Annotated in this window: 15 protein-coding genes; 5 read left to right on the plus strand and 10 right to left on the minus strand. The window is 76.9% G+C overall.

What is annotated here, in order from left to right:
• Nucleotides 1-6: 6 nt before the first annotated feature.
• Nucleotides 7-1,308: an extracellular solute-binding protein gene (locus K5O09_RS18190; protein WP_222170844.1), complete on the minus strand. Its 1,302-nt coding sequence runs from the start codon at nt 1,306-1,308 to the stop codon at nt 7-9.
• Between the two features lie 242 nt (nt 1,309-1,550).
• Between K5O09_RS18190 and K5O09_RS18195 the strand changes: the two genes are divergently transcribed.
• The gene (locus K5O09_RS18195) at nt 1,551-2,591 is read left to right on the plus strand and encodes a LacI family DNA-binding transcriptional regulator (RefSeq protein WP_222170845.1); all 1,041 of its coding nucleotides are present in this window, start codon (nt 1,551-1,553) and stop codon (nt 2,589-2,591) included.
• A 44-nt stretch (nt 2,592-2,635) separates the two neighbouring features.
• Nucleotides 2,636-3,337: a DUF4232 domain-containing protein gene (locus tag K5O09_RS18200; RefSeq protein ID WP_255595875.1), complete on the plus strand. Its 702-nt coding sequence runs from the start codon at nt 2,636-2,638 to the stop codon at nt 3,335-3,337.
• 72 nt (nt 3,338-3,409) lie between these two features.
• Here the strand turns inward: K5O09_RS18200 and K5O09_RS18205 are convergent, their stop codons facing one another.
• From K5O09_RS18205 to K5O09_RS18225, 5 genes are all read right to left on the minus strand, one after another.
• Nucleotides 3,410-5,341 (minus strand): ABC transporter permease, encoded by a 1,932-nt coding sequence (locus K5O09_RS18205; protein ID WP_255596424.1) that lies wholly within the window; start codon nt 5,339-5,341, stop codon nt 3,410-3,412.
• 5 nt (nt 5,342-5,346) lie between these two features.
• Nucleotides 5,347-6,114: an ABC transporter ATP-binding protein gene (locus K5O09_RS18210; protein ID WP_222170847.1), complete on the minus strand. Its 768-nt coding sequence runs from the start codon at nt 6,112-6,114 to the stop codon at nt 5,347-5,349.
• A 140-nt stretch (nt 6,115-6,254) separates the two neighbouring features.
• The gene (locus K5O09_RS18215; protein WP_222170848.1) at nt 6,255-6,926 is read right to left on the minus strand and encodes a response regulator transcription factor; all 672 of its coding nucleotides are present in this window, start codon (nt 6,924-6,926) and stop codon (nt 6,255-6,257) included.
• Nucleotides 6,923-8,350 carry a sensor histidine kinase gene (locus tag K5O09_RS18220; protein WP_222170849.1) on the minus strand — a complete coding sequence of 476 codons (1,428 nt, stop codon included), beginning with the start codon at nt 8,348-8,350 and terminating at the stop codon, nt 6,923-6,925. Before K5O09_RS18220 ends, K5O09_RS18215 begins: the two co-directional genes overlap by 4 nt.
• 55 nt (nt 8,351-8,405) lie before the next feature.
• Entirely contained in the window at nt 8,406-9,215 is an 810-nt protein-coding gene (locus K5O09_RS18225; RefSeq protein ID WP_222170850.1) for a MerR family transcriptional regulator, read from the minus strand.
• Between the two features lie 101 nt (nt 9,216-9,316).
• On the opposite strand from K5O09_RS18225, the gene K5O09_RS18230 reads away from it, so the two are divergent.
• The 3 genes from K5O09_RS18230 to K5O09_RS18240 all read left to right on the plus strand — a co-directional run bounded on the left by K5O09_RS18230 (nt 9,317) and on the right by K5O09_RS18240 (nt 11,919).
• The gene (locus tag K5O09_RS18230; protein ID WP_222170851.1) at nt 9,317-9,544 is read left to right on the plus strand and encodes a PLD nuclease N-terminal domain-containing protein; all 228 of its coding nucleotides are present in this window, start codon (nt 9,317-9,319) and stop codon (nt 9,542-9,544) included.
• A gap of 59 nt (nt 9,545-9,603) precedes the next feature.
• Nucleotides 9,604-10,113 carry an ASCH domain-containing protein gene (locus K5O09_RS18235; protein WP_222170852.1) on the plus strand — a complete coding sequence of 170 codons (510 nt, stop codon included), beginning with the start codon at nt 9,604-9,606 and terminating at the stop codon, nt 10,111-10,113.
• A 138-nt stretch (nt 10,114-10,251) separates the two neighbouring features.
• The gene (locus K5O09_RS18240) at nt 10,252-11,919 is read left to right on the plus strand and encodes an amidohydrolase family protein (RefSeq protein ID WP_222170853.1); all 1,668 of its coding nucleotides are present in this window, start codon (nt 10,252-10,254) and stop codon (nt 11,917-11,919) included.
• Nucleotides 11,920-11,948: 29 nt separating this feature from the next.
• On the opposite strand, the gene K5O09_RS18245 is transcribed toward K5O09_RS18240, so the two are convergent.
• From K5O09_RS18245 to K5O09_RS18260, 4 genes are read right to left on the minus strand one after another with little or no spacing between them, the layout of a single operon-like run.
• A complete protein-coding gene (locus K5O09_RS18245) occupies nt 11,949-13,343 on the minus strand; it encodes a cell wall metabolism sensor histidine kinase WalK (RefSeq protein WP_222170854.1) in 1,395 nt (464 codons plus the stop codon).
• The gene (locus K5O09_RS18250; protein WP_222170855.1) at nt 13,340-14,029 is read right to left on the minus strand and encodes a response regulator transcription factor; all 690 of its coding nucleotides are present in this window, start codon (nt 14,027-14,029) and stop codon (nt 13,340-13,342) included. The genes K5O09_RS18245 and K5O09_RS18250 overlap by 4 nt, the downstream gene beginning before the upstream one ends.
• Nucleotides 14,030-14,050: 21 nt before the next feature.
• Nucleotides 14,051-15,964 carry a YhgE/Pip domain-containing protein gene (locus K5O09_RS19475; RefSeq protein ID WP_222170856.1) on the minus strand — a complete coding sequence of 638 codons (1,914 nt, stop codon included), beginning with the start codon at nt 15,962-15,964 and terminating at the stop codon, nt 14,051-14,053.
• The gene (locus K5O09_RS18260; protein WP_222170857.1) at nt 15,961-18,702 is read right to left on the minus strand and encodes an MMPL family transporter; all 2,742 of its coding nucleotides are present in this window, start codon (nt 18,700-18,702) and stop codon (nt 15,961-15,963) included. Before K5O09_RS18260 ends, K5O09_RS19475 begins: the two co-directional genes overlap by 4 nt.
• Nucleotides 18,703-18,764 lie beyond the last annotated feature (62 nt).

Here is an 18,764-nt window from a genome sequence, read left to right on the forward strand (position 1 = left end):
ATCCAGCTACTCCTTGGCCGCCGCGGCGTTGACCGTCTCGACGATCGCGTCCGGGCTGCCGTTGCCCGCCAGCATGTCGACGACGCTGGTGTTCAGCGCGTTGCCGACGTTCTGGCCGAACAGGGTGTCGAGCCACACCGACACGTAGGCCGCGTCGTTGTAGGCCGTGAGCACGTCCTTCAGGGCGGGGTCGGTGACGACGCCCTGCGCGTCCTTGCTCGCCGGCAGGGTCACGAACGCCGTGGCGTAGTTCTCCTGGTACTCCTTCTGAGCGGCGAAGTTGAGGAAGTCCGCGCACTCGGCAGGGGCGTCCACGTAGCAGCTGAAGCCGTCGACGCCGCCCATCATGGCGGAGGGGTCACCCTCGCCGCCGTCGACCGCCGGGAACGGGAACCAGCCGAGGTCGGCCAGCGGCTTCTGGTCCGGGGTCAGCGAGGCGATGACGCCCGGGTCCCAGGCGCCCATGAGCTCCATGGCGGCCTGGTGGTTGGCGACGAGACCGGCCGACGAGCCGGCGCCCTGCTGCGCGGAGGTGGTGAGGAAGCCGTTGTTGAACGGCTCGGTGCCCGCGAAGTCCTGCAGGTCCTGACCGGCCTTGGTCCAGCACTCGTCGTCGAAGCTCATGTCGGCGGCGGCCTGGGCCATCGTGTCCGCGGAGCACTCACGCAGCGCGAAGAAGTAGTACCAGTGGGCGGCGGGCCACGCGTCCTTGGCGCCCAGCGCGATCGGCTGGATGCCGGCGGCCTTGAGCTTGTCGACGGCGTCGTTCAGCTCGTCCATCGTGGTCGGCGTCTCGGTGATGCCGGCCTGCTCGAACAGGTCCTTGCTGTAGTACAGGCCACCGGGCAGCACGGCCGTCGGGACGCCGTACACCTTGCCGTCGATCGAGAACGCCGACAGCGACGCCTCGCCGAGCGCCGACTTGGTCTCGTCGGTGAGCTTGTCGGTGAGGTCCATGGCCTGGCCCGCCTCGACCACGTCGGCGAGCTTGCCGCCGCCGCGCGCCATGAAGATGTCCGGCGCGTCGCCGGAGTTCAGGGCGGTCTGGAGCTTGCCGTCCATGTCCTCGTTCTGGATGGACTGGATCGTGATCGTGACGTTCGGGTTGGCCTCCTCGAACGCGGCGACCGTGTCCTCCCAGTACGCCTTGCCGTCGCCCGTCGTGGAGTTGTGCCAGAAGGTCAGCTCGACCTTCCCGTCACTGCTCCCGCCGTTCGACCCGGAGTCGTCACCACCGCCACAGGCGGCCAGGCCCATGGCTCCCACGACCACCGCGGCCGCGACCGCGAGTGTCTTGCGTGCCTTCATGAGATCTGTCCTCTTCGTTGAGTTGACCGGAGGTCCTCCCCGGTGGGTCGGACCCGATGTGCCGCCAGGCCTCAGCCCACCGGCTGCTTCCCTTCGGCCTCGCCGACGCCGACTGGTGCGCCAGTGCTCACGTCGGGCCTCCCTCGTCATCGCTGACCGGACTGCACGAGGGACTCTCGCAGGCGGCAAACCACCGTGTCAACCGTTGTCGATAACGTTTTAGCAACCGTAGGATGTCGGCCATGGCACGCCGGGTGACGATCACGGACGTCGCCCACGAGGCCGGGGTCTCGGTGGCGACCGTCTCCAAGGTGATCAACGGGAGGGACGGGATCGCGCTCGCGACGGCGACCCACGTCCAGGCGGTCGTCGACCGCCTCGGGTACGAGTCGAGCCTCGTCGCGCGCGGCATGCGGTCGCACCGCACGTTCGCCCTCGGGGTGCTCGTCGCGGAGTTCGAGCCGTTCTCCACCGAGATCCTCAAGGGTGTCGGCGCGGCGCTCGCCGACACCGACTACGCGCTGCTCGCCTACACCGGCGGGGGCGCCGGGCGGGCCGGCTGGGAGCGGCGCTACCTCTCGCGGCTGAGCGGCACGCTGATCGACGGCGCCATCCTCGTGACACCGACGGTGGTCGACCCGGACGCGCCGGTGCCGGTGGTCGCCGTCGACCCGCACGCGGGCCCGGGCGCGATGCCGACGGTCGACTCCGACAACCTCGAGGGCGCCATGCTCGCCGTGCGTCACCTGCTCGGGCTCGGGCACCGGCGGATCGGGTTCCTCGGCGGCCGCCGCGACCTGGAGTCGTCCGCGCTGCGCGAGGCCGGCTACGTCCAGGCCCTCATGGACGCCGGAGTGACGCCCGACGCCGACCTCATGCACGTCGCGGAGTACCGGCGCGGCGCCGCCTACGAGGCGACCGCCGCGATGCTCGCCCTCCCCGACCCGCCCACGGCCGTGTTCGCCGCCAACGACGTCTCCGCGATGGGCATCCTCGACGCCGCCGCCCGGTTGGGCGTCCGGGTGCCGGACCAGCTGTCGGTGGTCGGGTTCGACGACATCCCGGAGTCGGCCTCCACCACACCGCCGCTCACGACGGTCCGGCAGGAGATCCAGCAGCTCGGGTCCACCGCGGTGCGGCTGCTGCTCGCCGCGCTGCCCGCCGGTCCTGCGGCGGACGGCACGGCCGCCGGTGCGGCGGGGTCCGGCGTGCGCGGGCGGGCCGTGCACGAGCGGCTGCCCACCTCCCTGGTGGTGCGCGGCACGACCGCGCCGCGGCGCTGACCTCCCGACCTGCGCGCCCGCGCGGACGGGCGCAGGATGGCTGTGTGATACAGCCACATGTCCGCCGCACCGCCCTGACCGCCGGGCTCGCCGCCGGGCTCGTCACCGTGCTCGCCGGCTGCGGGCCCTCCGACGACACGGCCGGGCCCACCGGACCGGCCACCACGACCACCACCGCGCCGAGCACGCCCGCGCCCGGCGACGACGCCACCACGCCCGGCGCAGGAGCCACCGGGGACGCGGGCGTCGACGGCGGGACGTCCGGGGAGGGGCCCGGCGGCTCGTCCGGCGACGAGGGCGCGGGCGACGGGCTCGAGCTCGCGCGCTGCGCCACCGGGGACCTCGCCCTCACCGTCACCGCGCAGGACGCCGCCGCCGGCAGCCGGCACGTCGACCTCGTCCTGACGAACACCGGCGGCGACGCCTGCTGGCTCCAGGGCTGGCCGGGCGTGTCGTTCGTCGGAGGCGGCGACGGGGAGCAGGTCGGGGCGTCGGCGACGCTCGACCGGTCGAGCGCCCACGACACCGTCACGCTGGACCCCGGCGGCACCGCGCACGCGCCCCTGACCGTCTCCGTCGCGCAGAACTACCCCGCCGAGTCGTGCTCGCCCGTGCAGCCCGACGGGTTCCGCGTCTACCCGCCCGGGTCCACGGAGTCGCTTTACGTCCCGGACGCTGACCTCGAGGCCTGCGCGAGCCCGGACGTGACGCTGCTGACCGTCCAGGCGCTGCAGCCCGGCAGCTGACGACGACGCCCGGCCGGGACGCGGTGCGCGTCGCCGGCCGGGCGCCAGGTCACGGGTGCGGGACTCCGGGCCTCATGCCAGCACCGCGGGGGCCGCGCCGCGCACCCCGCGCACGGCCGCCGCGACCGGCACCACCACCCCGATCACCACCACGGCAGCGGCCAGGCCGGCGAGCACGCCCACGTCCAGGACCGGCAGCGGGCTCCCGAGCAGCCCCTGCCCGACGCCCACCAGCGCCGGCAGCACGCACGCCACCCCGACCGCGAGGGCCGTCAGCGTCGTGAGCCCCGACTCCACGGTCACCATGGCCAGCAGCTGCCGGCGGGTGGCGCCCGTGCGCCGCAGCAGCGCCAGCTCGGGCGCCCGCGACCGCACCAGCAGCACGAGGGTGTTGGCCGCCGCGACCGCGACGAACGCCAGCAGCGCGAGCAGCAGCCAGGTGGACAGGCCCTGCTCCCCCGCGGCGGCGTCGCGCACCTGGGCCGCGTAACCGGAGGCGTCCGTGACCTCGAGGCCGGCGGCCCCCAGCGCGGCGCGCACCGCCGGCGCCGCGTCCGGCGCGGTGAGGCGCACCAGCACCGCCCCGCCGGCCGGCTCGACACCGGCCGCCGCGGCGTCCGCGGCGACCCGCTCGCCCACCAGGTAGTCGCCGAGCCCGAGGCCCCGGTCGTACAGCGCGACCACCGTGAGCTGCCGCTCCTGCCCGCCGATCCGGACCAGCACCTGCTCGCCCACCCGGGCGCCGCCGACGGCCGCCTCGCGGCTCAGGGTGATCGTGCCGTCGTCCGCCAGGCCGGCCAGGTCGCCCGCCCGGACGTCCGGGTCGAGCAGGCCGTCCCCCGCCGGGACGGTGCGCAGGGTGGTCGGCTCCCAGCCCAGCGCGTCCAGGAACGGCAGGTCCTCGTCGGGCTCGTCCACCATGACCTGCGCGGGGACGAGCGTCGTCGGCGCGGCGGCGGCCACGCCCGGGAGGGCGGCGACGCGGGCGGCGACGCGGGCGGTGGCATCGGACCCGTCCGGCCGGTCGGGCACCACGAGGTCCGCCGTCACGCCCTCCCGCACCTGCCCCTCCGCGGCCTCGACCACCCCCACGTTGACGCCGGACTGGACGGTGCCGAGCGCGAGCAGCAGCGCCAGCGGCACGATCGCCCCGGTGAGGCGCCGCGAGAACCCGCGGGCGTTCGCCAGCGCCAGCGTGGTCACGGCACCGCGTCGCCCGAGCGCGAGCCCGCGGCGGGCCGCCCAGCCCACCAGCAGCGGGCCCGCGAGCGCGGCGGCCGTGATGAGCAGGAACGCGGACGTGGTCGCCGCCGCGCTGCCCATCAGCCCGGGCAGCACGAACGGCACGCCGGCGGCGGCCAGCCCCACCCCCGCGAGGGCGAGTGCCGTCAGCCGGCGGCCCCGCGACAGCCCGGACCGCTCCACGGCCGAGCGCTGCAGCGCGGTCGCCGGGCTGAGCCGCGCGCTCTCCCGGGCGGCGACCCGCGCCGCGATCAGCGCGGTCGGCACCAGCAGGAGGAGGGTCGCCAGCACCGGCCACGGCGACAGCGTCATCGTGAACCCGTCGGGCACCACGCCCCCGGCGCGCAGCACCCCGGTCAGCCGCGGCGCGAGCAGCAGACCCGGCACGGTGCCGAGCGGCGCCGCGACCGCGAACACCAGCAGCACCTCGGCGGAGATCGACGACCGGACCTGGGCGGTCGTCGCGCCGACCGCGCGCAGCAGCGCGAACTCCCGGGACCGCGGCCGCAGCGCGCCCGCGAACGTCGACGCGACCACCAGCAGGGCGATGAGCACGGCGGTGCCCGCGAACGACGAGGCCACCGCCAGCAGCATCGCCGCCGACGGGTCGGACCGGGCGGCGGAGGCCGCGGACAGCCGCGCGCCCGCCTCGACCCACGCGCCGGTCGCGGTCAGCAGGGCGGAGGCGAGCAGGACCACGAGGGCGCTGCCGGCGAGGCTCGCGCGGTGGACCCGCACGGCGGACAGGGCGGACGACCACATGCCGCTCACCGCCCCAGCCCGAGCATGCGGTCGGTGACCTGCTCGACGGTCGGCGCGTCCAGGTGGCCGACCACCAGGCCGTCCGCGAGGAACAGCACCCGGTCCGCCGTGGCCGCGACGCGGGCGTCGTGCGTCACCAGGACGAGGGTCTGGTGCAGGGTGGCCGCCGTGGTGCGCAGCACGTCGAGCACCTGGGCGCCCGTGTGCGAGTCGAGCGCCCCGGTGGGCTCGTCGGCGAAGACCACCGCCGGCCGCGTGATGAGCGCCCGGGCGATCGCCACGCGCTGCGCCTGGCCGCCGGACAGCTCGCCCGGGAGGCGGTCCTCCATGCCCTCCAGCCCCACGGCCGCCATGAGGTAGCGGCGCAGGTGCGGGTCCGGCGCGCGCCCGCCGAGCTGCAGCGGCAGCGCGACGTTCTCCGCGACCGTGAGGTGCCCGACGAGGTTGTACGACTGGAAGACGAACCCGATGCGCTCCCGGCGCAACCGCGTCACGGCGTCCGGGGACAGCGCGGTCAGGTCGTCGCCGCCGATCAGCACCTGCCCGCTGGTCGGACGGTCCAGGCCCGCCGCGCAGTTCAGCAGCGTGGACTTGCCGGATCCCGACGGACCCATGATCGCGGTCGCGGAGCCGGGCGGCAGCGCCAGGGAGACGCCCGCGAGCGCCTCGACGGTGCCGCGGCCGCTGGGGTAGGAGCGGCGCACCTGCACCAGCCGGACGGCCGGTTCGGTGCCCGCGGCGGGCTGCTCGGTGGTGGGTGCGGGGAGCGTCACGGTGTCCTCCGGGGGTCGGCGCGAGGGGGTCCTCGTTCTCGCTCACCACGCTAGGAACCGGGGCCCGGGCCCTCCAGACGCCGACGACGCAACTCGACGGCGTGCATCTTCCGACGCAAGCCGTGCCCCCCGGGACGGACCTACGGCGGGCCCGGCACCGCCACGACGCGGTTCTGGTACGCCCACACGACGGCCTGCAGCCGCGAGCGCACACCGAGCTTCGGCATCATCCGCGCCAGGTGCGACTTCACCGTCGACACCTCCACGACGAGCGTCGCGGCGATCTCCTCGTTCGACATGCCCTGCGCCAGCAGCTGGAGGATCTCCCGCTCCCGCGCCGTCAGCACGTCCGCCCCGCGCTCCACCGTCACCGGCTGCAGCCGCCGGCGCCCGGCGAACTCCCGCAGCACGCGGTGCGTCAGCGCCTGGTCGAGCGTCCCGAGCCCCGCCGCGACCTGGCGCACGGCGTGCACGATCGTCTCCGGCTCGGCGTCCTTGAGCAGGAACCCCGACGCCCCGGCCTCGAGCGCCCCGAAGACGTACTCGTCGAGGTCGAACGTGGTCAGCACGAGCACCGGCACGGGGTGCTCGGCGTCCGGGCCGCACAGCTCCCGCGCGACGGAGATGCCGTCGCGGCCCGGCATCCGCACGTCCAGGCACACCACGTCCGGGGTGGTGCTGCGGGCCAGCTCCAGGGCCTCGTCGCCGTCGGCGGCCGCCCCCACCACCTCGAGGTCCGGCTCGGCGTCGATCAGGGCGGTCAGGCCGGCGCGGACGAGGGGCTGGTCGTCGGCGACGAGGACGCGGGTCACGGGGCGGCTCCGGGGGTCGGCGGGGCGGGTTCGGGCGACGAGGAGGCGGCGCGGGACGGCGGCGGCCCCGCGGCGGGTGGGGGCGGTGGCCCGTCGGCGGCCGGCGCGGCGGCAGGTCCCGCGCCGGGCGGCCGCTCACGGGGCAGCGTCAGCCGCACCTCCCACCCGCCGTCGGGCGTCGGACCGTGCCGCAGCGTCGCCCCCACCAGGTCCGCCCGCTCCCGCATCCCCCGCAGCCCGTGCCCGCGGTCGTCCCGCTCGGCCGGCGCCGGCACCGCATCGGGCGGGTCGTTACGGACCGTCACCACCACGGCGTCGGCCCCACGGTCGTCGACCGTGACGCGGCAGGGCGCGCCGGGCGCGTGGGAGCGGGCGTTCGCCAACGCCTCCTGGACCATCCGGTACGCCGTGAGCTGCCCGAGCGGACCCACGCCCTGGCCGAGCTCCCCGTCGGCACCGTCCGGGCGCAGCACCTCGACCGTCGCCGGCGTCCCGGCCACCGCGCCGGCTGCCGCGACCAGCCCCGGGACGGCCGCCAGGGACGCCGCCTCGGTCTCCGCGGCGTCGTCGGCCCGCAGCAGGCCCACCAGCCGACGCAGGTCCTGCAGCACCACCCGGCTCTGGTCCCGGACCGCCCGCACCCCCTGGTGCGCCGCGTCGGGGTCGGTGTCGATCTGCCGGTCGATCGCCGAGGCCATGAGCGCGATACCCGACAGGTGGTGCGCCGCGATGTCGTGCAGCTCGCGGGCCATCGCCGTCCGCTCGGTGGCGACCGCCGTCCGCACCAGGGCGTCGCGCTCCCGGGCCAGGGCGCGCAGCTCGCCGGCCTGCGCCTCGCGGACGGCACGCCGGGACGCCACGACCAGCGCGGTCCCGAGCGGCAGCGCCACCAGGAGCACGGCCTGCCCGAGGGCCGCCGCCAGCAGCAGGGGGACGCTGCTCGTGAGGCCGGTGCCCCGGAGCGCCCCGTCGGCGGCGAGCAGCACGAGCACGACGGGCAGCACCCCGCGCAGCCGCGTGAACGGCGCAGCGACGCCCGCCCGGTACACCGCCACCAGCACGGCCAGGCTCGTCAGCCCGCCGGCCCCGGCACCGGCCGCGAGCGCCGCCACCACCGCGGCGGCCGACACCCCGAGCAGGACCGCGCGCGGCCGGGACCGCACCCACGCCAGCGCGACCGCCTGCCCGGCGAGCGCGAGCAGCACCAGCCACCAGCCGGCCGACCCCACGGTCACGTCCGCCGGGACGCCGGCGTCCGCGACGGGGTCGGTGTCGAGGCGCGCGAGCAGCGGCAGCGCCAGCAGACCCGCGACCGCCGCGGCGCCGGTGACCGCCGCGGCCACGACGTCGCCACGGCCCGGCCGCTGCCCGACGGCGTCCGACGGCGTCCGTCCGACGGCGTCCGGCGCGGGCGAGGTCACCATCCCGGCATCGTGCCACGCGGCGGAGACGACCTCCCCGGGGGCGCGGTGGCCCGCCTCAGGCGGGTGCGGCCACGGGCACGACGACCTCCAGCACGACGCCGGGGGCGCCCGTCCCCCACGCCGGCAGGTAGACCTCCCTGTTGTCCCCCCACGGCGTCGGCCCCCCGGCCGCCCCGGTCGACAGGTGGTCGTGCACCGCGACGAGCAGCTGCTGGTCGTCCGCCTGCCGCTGGTCGAGGCCCACGACGGCCTCGCGGTGGGCGGGGTCGACCTCGAGCGCCGTGCCGGCGGGCGGCCGCAGGGGTGCCGGCACGGGCACGCAGACCACCAGGTCCGCGGGGAACGTCTCCGTGGCCCGGGAGCGGATCCGCACGTGCACCGGGCCCGCGAGCGGGACGTCGGCCTCGGTCAGGTGCGCGAACAGCCTCCCGGTGGCGGCGGGCAGCACCTCCGCCATCTCGGAGAGCGTGGCGGAGGCGGCCAGGGTGAGCAGCAGGCGCTCCGGCACGTCGCGGTACGACACCGCGGCCGGCAGCTCCCGGGGCGCACCTGCCAGCACGGAGCGCGCGTACTCCGCGGCGCCCGCCTCCCGGGCCCCGGCCCGGCGCCGCTCGCTCCACAGCGCGTCGAACACGGCCACCGGGTCGACCGCCCCCAGCACGGCCGCCACGTCGGCGAGCGGCACCCCGAGCCCGCGCAGCAGCGCGATCCGGCGCACCACCTCCACCTGGTCCTCGGCGAACACCCGCGCACCGCTGCCCGGGTCCCGGTCGGCGTGCAGCAGGCCGCGGTCCGCGTACAACCGCACCGCCTTCTCCGACACCGCCGCGGCGCGGGCCAGGTCACCGGTCGTCCTCGTCGTCATGGCCGCGACGCTAGGGGCTGCCCCAGGGGCAGGGGCAAACGCCCGACGACAGGGGCCGTCGGACCCTCCCGCCGCGACCGGCCCCGGCCTAGCGTGGGTGCATGAGCCGTTCCCACACCCGCTGGTCGGACCTCCCCGCGTCCCGCCGGGTCGGCGCCGTCGTCGCCGGCCTCGCCCAGGTCACGCTCACCGCGGCGGCGTACCGCGACCTCGCACGCCGCCCTGCGGCCGAGGTGAACGGGACCAAGCTCGCGTGGGGGCTGGCGATCCTCGTCAACTGGGTCGGGCCGCTGGCGTACTTCGCGAAGGGGCGCCGCACGGCGGGCTGACGCGGGCGGCGGCTGCGACCGCGGTCCACCCCGGTCGGCGCGCCTGCGAGGATCCACCCGTGACCCCGCGACGCACCCCGCCCGCCCCGCTCGACACCGACGCGGCGGAGGCGCTCTGGACCGCCTACGTGACCGCCCACCCCGAGGCCGTCGCCGCGGGCGACGAGCACGTCGTCGACCGCTTCGGCGACTCGGTCGAGCTCAGCGACGAACTGCTCGGCCTCGTCCGCTCCGGCGCCAAGCGCGCCACCGCGGAGCTGGTCACCGAGTTCGCGCACCGCGGCGAGCCGCTGCCCCGCGTCGGCACGCACTGGGTCGCGTGCGACGGGCGCGGCGCCCCCGCTCTCGTGCTCCGCACCGTCGAGCTGCGGATCGCGACGTTCCGCGAGGTCGACGCGGACTTCGCGTTCGACGAGGGCGAGGACGACCGCAGCCTGCGGAGCTGGCGCGAGCAGCACCGGGTCTACTGGGAGCGCACCTGCGCGGCCCGCGGCGCCCGGTGGAGCGAGTCGGACGAGATCGTGCTGGAGCGGTTCCGGGTGGTGTGGCCGCCGGAGCACGCGGACTGAGGCTCTGCTGAGGCCTTCCTGACGGTCCGGGCGCGGCGGTTCCCCCGGGTGCCGGACCGGGTGATCCTGGCTCGCGGCCCCTCCTCCGAGGGGCACGGGGACCGCGTCCTCGGCCGCGCACCAGCCCGAGGCAGGCCCGTGAAGCGACACAGCACGCCGCCTGAGATCACCTCCGCCGACGACCACCCCGAGCCACGGACCCGCCGCGGCCCGAGCCGCCGCACGCTGCTGCGGACCGCCGGCATCGGCGCCGTGGGCGTCGGCCTCGGGGCGGCGGCCGGGCCGGCGTGGCGGGCCGCGACGTCCTCCGCCGAGCCGGCGCGGGTCCCGTTCCCGTCGGCCGACGAGCTGCGCGTCGACGGCGTGACGGTGGTCGACCCGCTCGACGGCAGCGCCACCGGGGGCCGGTCGGTGCTGCTGCGCGGCGGGCGGGTCGTGACCGTCGGGGCCGTCGGCGAGGTGACGTCGAGCCCCGGAGCCACCGTGCTCGACGGCGACGGGCGCTGGGCCGTCCCGGGCTACACGAACATGCACTCCCACGCGCTCCAGGCCGAGCACCCGGAGCTGCTGCTCGCCACGATGCTCGCCGAGGGCACCACCGGGTTCCGGCAGATGCTCGGGACGGACGACCTGCTGCGGTACCGCGCGGAGGACCGGCTGCCGCTGACCCCGCACGCGCCCGCCCTGCTGTCGATGCCGGGGCGTCTGGTGCTGCCGTTCACCGCCGGCTCACCCCAGGAGGCCCGCGACGAGGTCGCGCGGCAGTGGGACCGCGGCGCGGACTTCATCAAGATGGTCATGGTCGAGCGCGAGACGTTCTTCGCCGCGGTCGAGGCGGCGCACGAGCGCGGCATGCGGATCGCCGGGCACCTGCCCCCGTCGGTCGGCGTCGCCGAGGCCGCGGAGGCCGGGTTCGACTGCATCGAGCACCTCGGCACGGGGAACGCGGTCTTCATCGCCTGCGCGACCGACGAGGACGACCTGTGGGCGCAGCAGGACAAGACGATGCCGATCCCCGGCTGGGTGACCGGCCTGCCGTTCGTCGACAAGGTCTTCTCGGCGATGACGGACAAGCAGCTCATCAACCCGGCCGCGTTCGGGGACCCGGCCGGCGTCGCGCTGCTGCAGCGGGCGCTCGACGGGTTCGACGAGGACAAGGCGCGGGCGCTCGCCCGGACCCTCGTCGCGCACGGCACCTGGCAGTCGCCGACGCTCGTGCGGCTGCGCACCCAGTACCTCGCCGACTCCCCCGAGTACGCCTCCGACCCGTGGCTGCGCCGGATGTCGGCAGGTGCCCGGGCGGACTACGAGGACGTGCTGGCGACGTTCCGGGCGCTCCCCGCCGAGATGCGCGCCACCTACCGCGAGGCGTACGCGCGGTCGGCGGACGTCGTGCGGATCATGCACGCCGAAGGGGTGCCGGTGGTGGCGGCGACGGACGGCCAGGGCCGCGTCCCGGGGCAGTGGCTGCAGCTGGAGCTCCAGGAGCTCGCGGCCGCCGGCCTGTCGCCGCTCGACGTCCTGCGGTCCGCCACGGTCGCGCCCGCCCGGTACCTGGGCCGCTCCGACCGGTCGGGCCGCCTGGTGCCCGGGGCGGACGCCGACCTGCTGCTCCTGGACGCCGACCCGCTGGCCGACGCCGCGCACCTGGGCAGCATCTCCGTGGTCGTGCGGGGCGGGCACCCATTCACGGCGGACGAGCTCGCCGCGACGGTCGACCGGCTGGACGCCGAGGGCCCGAGCGCGGCGGCGACCGCGGCTCTCGCCGGGGCGCGCCGCAGCACGGACCTGTGCTGCCGGCTGTGACGAGTGCCGTGGGCGGGTCGTGCCGGCGGTCAGCGACCGCCCGTCGTCAGGGCCGGCAGCTCGACCGTGAACGCCGTGCCGGCCTCCGGCGAGCTGGTCACCGAGACGCGGCCGCCGTGCGCCTCGACCAGCGACTGCGCGATCGCGGTGCCCAACCCCGAGCCCGCTGAGCCGGCGGTACGCGGCCGGCCGGGGTCGCCGCGCCAGAACCGCTCGAACACGTGCGGGAGCTGGGCGGCCGGGATGCCGGGCCCGGTGTCGGCGACGACGACCCGGTGGCGCTGGTCCCCCGGGACGACCCGCACCGTCACCACGGCGTCCGGCGGGGTGTGCTGGACGGCGTTCCCGACGAGGTTCCGCAGCACCTGCGCCAGGCGCGCGCCGTCGCCGAGCACCACCGCGGGCCGGTCGGCGTCGAGCCGGACCTCCCGCGCGGGCGCGACGACCCGGGTGTCGGCCACCACGTCACCGGCCAGCGCCGCGAGGTCCACCGGCTCGCTGTCCAGGGGTCGGCCGGAGTCGGTCCGCGCGAGCAGCGCGAGGTCCTCCACGAGCAGCCGCATCCGCACGAGCTGGCTCTCCACCCGCTCCATCGCGGCGGCCTGCCGGTCGGGATCGGTCAGCCCACCCCGCAGGTACAGGTCGACCCAGCCGGTGGCGGCCGTGAGCGGGGACCGCAGCTCGTGCGACGCGTCCGCGACGAACGCCCGGGTGCGCTGCTCGGCGTCCTGCTGGGCGTCGAACGCCGAGTTGACCATGCGCGCGACGTCCGCGACCGCCGGGTCGCCCCGGTCGTCCACCGGCAGCCGCACGCTGCGGTCACCGCCGGCGATGCGCGCGGCCCGTTGGGCCATGGCGGTCAGGGGCCGCAGCCCGCGGTCGACGATCGCCACGGCGACGGCGATGAGCAGCGCGATCGTGACGGCCGCCCCGACGGCGAGCGCCCCCACGATCGTCGCCAGCGTGGCCCGTCGCTGCCCGCCGTCGGAGACCAGCACCACGCGGTCGACCGCGACGGGAGCGCCGCCGACCGCGTAGGTGAGGAGGCCCGCCGTGTCGATCGCGGCCGCGAGGTCCCCGGAGGCGACCTCGACGGGCTCCGCTGACTCGACGGCGGCGACCGTCGCCGGGTCGGCGCCGAGCGGCGGCACGGAGGTGAGGACGTCCCCGGAGGCGCCGACGAGCACGACGCCGAGCTGGTGCCCGACCGCGTCGCCCAGCCGGTCGGACGTCAGGTCCGCCCCGCCGGCGGCGCGCAGGCTGCCGAGCACACGCGTGGCGGCGTCCTCGAGCGAGCGCCGGTCACGCTGGTCGAGCTGGTGCGAGGCCAGCGAGAACCCGATGACCGCCGACAGGACGATCGCGAGCGACGTGACGAGGGACAGCGTCAGCGTCAGCCGCGCCCGGATCGAGCGGGCCCTCATGCGGCCGAGGGGTCGCGCACCGCGTAGCCGAAGCCGCGGACGGTCCTGATGAGGGGGGCGTGGCCGTCGTCGACCTTGCGCCGCAGGTTCGACACGAAGCGCTCCACGACGTTGCCGTCGCCGCCGAAGTCGTACTGCCACACCGCGGCCATGATCTGGCCCTTCGACAGCACCCGGCCGCGCTGCTCCAGCAGCAGCTCGAGCAGCCGGAACTCGGTCGGCGAGAGGTCGACCGGCTCGCCTGCGCGGCGCACGAGGTGGTGGGCGCGGTCGAGCTCCAGGTCGGCGCACCGCAGCACGTCGTCGTCGGGCTCCGCCACCGACCCCCGTCGCAGCAGGGCGTCCAGCCGGGCGACCACCTCGGCCGCGCTGAACGGCTTCGTCACGTAGTCGTCGGCGCCGAGCCGCAGGCCCCGCACCCGGTCGTCGACGGAGTCCCGCGCGGACAGGAACAGCACCGGCAGCGCGGCGTCGCGCCGGCGGACGAGCTGGACGAGCTCGAACCCGTCGGTGCCGGGCATGGACACGTCCAGCACCAGCACGTCCGGCCGGTGCGCCCTCAGGGCCGAGAGCGCCTCGGTGGCGCCCGCCGCGACGTCGACGGTGAACCCGGCGAACTCCAGGGTCGACGCGAGCATCTCCCGGATCTCGGGGTCGTCGTCCACGACCAGCACGCGGGGGGCCATGGCGTCAGCCTCGCACGCCCGTCAGGCCGCGGGCATGAGGACGGGCGGCCGCGGAGCGGGCACGGCGGGGACCACGGGCACCGGGACGAGGCGCTGCCGGCGGATGCCCGCGGCAGCGAGCGCGAGGCCGGCCGCACCCCACGCCACCAGCACGACCAGGTCGGTCCCGAGGGCGGCGCCGGACCCGCCCGCACCGCCGGTGGCGAGCGCGGCGGCCGCGTCGGCGAACGCGCCCAGGGGCAGCAGCCCGTGCAGTGCGGCGAGCGGGGCCGGGGCGGTCTCCAGGGGCACCAGGCCGCCCACCGCGGCGATCTCCAGCACGGTGAGGACGGCGAGCGCCGGCACGCCTGCCCGCGGGAGCGCGGTCACCGCGCCGGAGGCGAGCAGGGTGAACACGAGGCCGGCCAGCAGCGCGACGCCGGCGAAGGGCAGCGGCTCCGCGACGGACGCGCCGCCGACCGCGAGGGTCGCGGTGCACGCCAGCGTCGCGACCGCCGCCACCAGAGCCCGGGGCGCGAGCACGCGGCGGACCAGGCGCCGGGTCCGCACCGGCGCGTCGAGCTCCCGCCGGCCCGGGCGCCGTCCGACCAGCGCCACCGTGACGGCCCCCAGCCAGAGCACGACCGCGGTGACCGTCGCGGCGAGCCACCCGTCCGCCTCGGACCCGGCGATCTCGCTCACCGCCACGGGCTCGGTCACGACGTCGGCGAGCCGCTCGGCGTCCCCCCCGGCGACGGCGGGCACCTGGGCGGCCCCGGACGCGAGACCGTCGGCGAGCGACCGGGAGGACGTCGCCGCGGTGGCCGCCCCGGCTGCGACCTCGTCCGCGCCGGAGGCCAGGTCCGCGGCGCCGGACCCGAGCTGCGTCGCGGCGTCGGCCGCCCGGGTCGCACCCGTGGCGAGGTCCGCCGCCCCGGACGCGAGGCCGGCCGCCCCCGACGCCACCTGGCCTGCTGCGTCGTCGACGCCCGCCGCACCCGCGGCCAGCCCCGCGGTGCCCGCCGCGAGGTCCGCACTCCCGGAGGCGACCGTGGCCGCGGCCCCGGCCGTCGCGTCGAGCTGGGCGCAGAACGGCTCCGACCCGGGCACGGGCGGGCACGCCTCGGACAGCGCCGCGAGCGAGGACGCCAGGCTCTGGCTGCCGGTCGCGAGCGACCCGGCGGCGGCGTCGACCGAGCCCGCCGCCGCCGCGAGGTCCCCGGTGCCGGCGGCCAGCGACGCGGCTCCCCCGGACAGGTCCTGCGCGCCGCCGGCGAGGGACGACGCCCCCGCGCTCACCGAGTCGGTGCCGGCGGCGAGCGTGCCGGCACCTTCCGCGAGGGACAATGCGCCGTCAGCGGCGGAGGCGGCCCCGCTGGTCAGCGCGTCGAGGCCGTCCGTCAGGTCGGACGCGCCCGCCGTCGCCTCGGTCAGCGCGCCGGACAGGTCGTCCATCCCCGCGTAGACCTGCGTGAGGTACGCCTCGGTGACCTGGTCACCCAGGCTCTGCGCCGCACCGTCGGCGACGGCACGGCTCGCGACCGCGCCGACCGTGGAGGACGCGGGGTCGGTCTCGAGCACCAGCTGCGCCTGCCGGGGGTCGTCGCCGCCGGAGGACAGCACGTCGGCCGAGAAGCTCTCCGGGATGGTGAGCACGGCGTCGTACGTGCCGTCGGCGAGGCCCTGCTCCGCGTCCTCGGCGGAGGTCAGGCGCCAGTCGAGGGAGGTCGTGCCGTCCTCCGGGTGGATGAGCGCGGACGACAGCGCCCGGCCCGCCGCCATGGGGGTGTCGCCGCGGACGATCTCGTCCTCGTTCACGATCGCGGCGGGGATCCGGTCCACGGCGTCCGCGCGGTCGGCGAAGCTCCAGATCAGGACGGCGGTCGCCAGGACGGGCAGCAGGACGGCGGCGAGCGCGGCGAGCGCCACCGCCCGCGTGCGGGTGGTGCGGGTCATCGGACGGTCTCCAGCTCCTGGGTGACGGGGGCGGCGGCGAGGTCGAGGCGGACGACGGTGGCGCCGTGGCGCAGGAGCGTCGCGGCGAGGCCGGCCGGGGCGTCGGTGAGGACGAGCAGCCGGGCGCCGCCCGCGAGCGCCACGGTGGCGGCCAGCCGCAGCCGGGCGGCGGGGTCCAGGGCGTCGGTCGGTGTGCCCAGGTCGCCGAGCACGGCACGCACCCGGTCGACCCGGGCACGGCGGACGCGGCGGGACCCGGGGCTCAGGGCGAGGGTCCTGCGCGCGTACTCCTCGGCGGTCGTGCCGCCGGGGACGTCCGCGGCCGTGGGGGCGGCGACCAGGCACCGCGCCTCCTCGGCCTGCTCGGGGAGGATGCGGCCCGCCACGGCCAGCTCGCCGGAGACGGTCCGGGCCCGCGCGGTCAGGGCCAGGGACACCGCGCGGGCGGCCGCCAGGTCCGCCACGGGGAGCGCCACCACGTCGCCGGCGTCCGCCCACACGTCCAGCGGGGCGTCCCCCTCCCGCACCACGAGCCCGCGGGCCACCAGCAGCGGCGGTCCGGCGCGGCCCGATCGGCTGCCGGCGACCACGTGCCGCTCCACCGCCTGGCCCTCCACGTCGACGACGGGCAGGACGCGGGCCAGCCGGCGCGGCAGCCACCACGCCCGGTCGCCCAGCAGCACGAGCACCGCCGGCACGAGCGTCATCCGGACCAGGAACGCGTCGACCAGCACACCCACGGCGAGGCCGAGGGCGATCGGCTTCAGCGTGGCCGCGCCCGACGGCACGAACGCGGAGAACACCGCGACCATGATGACCGCCGCCGCCGCGACGACCGGCGCCGAGTGCCGGAACCCGTCCAGCACCGCCTCGCGGGCCGGCTGCCCGTGCGCGTACTGCTCCCGCATCCGGCTGACCAGGAACATCTCGTAGTCCATCGCGAGCCCGAACAGCACGCCCATGACGATGATCGGCAGGAAGCTGACGACCGGCCCCGGGCTCTGCCCGAACAGCAGCACCGGGAACCAGCCCCACTGGAACACCGCGACGATCGCCCCGAACGACGCGCCGACGGACAGCACGTACCCGACGGTGGCCTTGAGCGGCACCGCGACCGACCGGAACACCAGCAGCAGGAGCACGAACGACAGGCCGACCACCGTCAGCCCGAACGGCAGCAGCGCGTCGGCGAGCTGCTCGGAGATGTCGATGTTGACCGCCGTGGTCCCGGTGACCCGCAGGTCGGAGACGCCGGTCGCGTCCTCGATCGCCGGCGCCCGCTCCCGCAGCTCGTGCACGAGGTCCACCGTGGCGGGGTCGGACTGCGCGCCCTCCGGGACGATGCGCAGCAGCGCGGTGTCGCCGCCCGGGTTCGGGGTCGCGGTGTCCACGGCGACGACGCCCGGGACGGCCGCGACGGCGTCCGCCAGCTCGTCGACCGTCGCGACCGGGTCGGTGCTCGCGAGGACGTCCGCCGTGATCAGCAGGGGCGCGTTCCACCCCGGCCCGAAGGTCTCGCTCACCGCGTCGAAGTGGTCGCGCTCCGGCGTGCCGACCTCCTGCGTGCTCGGGTCCGGCAGGGCCAGGGAGATGCGGAACGCGGGCAGCGCGAGCACGGCCAGCACCGCCACGACCACGCCGATCGTGAGGGCCGGCACCCGGGTCACGAGGCGGACCCAGCGCTGCGACAGCGAGGGGCGGCCGGCGGCGGCACCGCGGCGGGCCGCGCCACGCCGCGGGCGGGGACGCAGGCGGTCGCCGGCCAGGAGGGCCAGCGCCGGCACCAGCGTCAGCGCCACGAGCACCGCGGTCGCCACCGCGAACGCCCCGGCCATGCCCATGCCGGTCAGCAGCGGGATCCCCACCACCGCGAGGCCGGCCAGCGAGATGACGACCGTCAGCCCCGCGAACACCACGGCACTGCCCGACGTCCCCAGTGCCCGCGCCATCGACTCCCGCGGCGGCACGCCCTCGGCGAGCTGGTGCCGGTGCCGCGACAGGATGAACAGCGCGTAGTCGATGCCCACCGCGAGGCCGAGCATCGACGCGAAGCTCGGTGAGGTCGTCGACACGGCCGCGACCTGCGAGACCAGCCCCAGCAACCCGGTCGTCAGCAGCACGCCCACGCCGGCGGTGAGGATGGGCATCCCCGCGGCCAGCAGCGAGCCGAACGTCAGCACCAGCACCACCAGCGCGACCCCCACGCCGATGACCTCGGCGGTGTGGTCGAGCTCCGCCACGCCGTTGCCGAACGCCGAGCCCCCCACCGTCGAGGTCACGCCGTCCTCGTCGACCGTCGCGGCGTCCTGCGCCGCCTCGAGCACCGCGTCGTCCGGCTCCGCGTCCTCGAACTGGATCGTCGCGAGGGCCGCGTCGCCCTCCTCGTCGACCCGCAGGTCCTCCGCGGCGGTCACGCTCGCGACGCCCGGCACCGCCCCGATCGCGTCGAGGCTCGCCGCCACGACGTCCGCCGCCGGCGCCGCCGCCACGTCCTGCCCCTCCGCGACGCGGTACAGCACCTGCCCGCTGGCGCCGGACGCCGCGTCCCCGAACCGCTGCTCCAGCACGTCCTGCCCCTGCTGGGACTCCGTGCCCGGGATCGTGTAGTCGTCCTGGTACGCCGACCCCACCGCGCGCGACCCGGCGACCACGCCGAGCGCGACGACGACCCAGAGCACGAGGACCAGCAGGCGGTGCCGGCCGATCAGGTGGCCGAGACGGTAGAGGGCGAGCGACATGGGGATCCCGTCGGGGTGGGGGGAGCACGACGGGGACGAGTCAACGGGGGGCGACCTGCCGG

The sequence above is a fragment of the Cellulomonas sp. C5510 genome, from assembly GCF_019797765.1.
Taxonomy (GTDB): domain Bacteria; phylum Actinomycetota; class Actinomycetes; order Actinomycetales; family Cellulomonadaceae; genus Cellulomonas.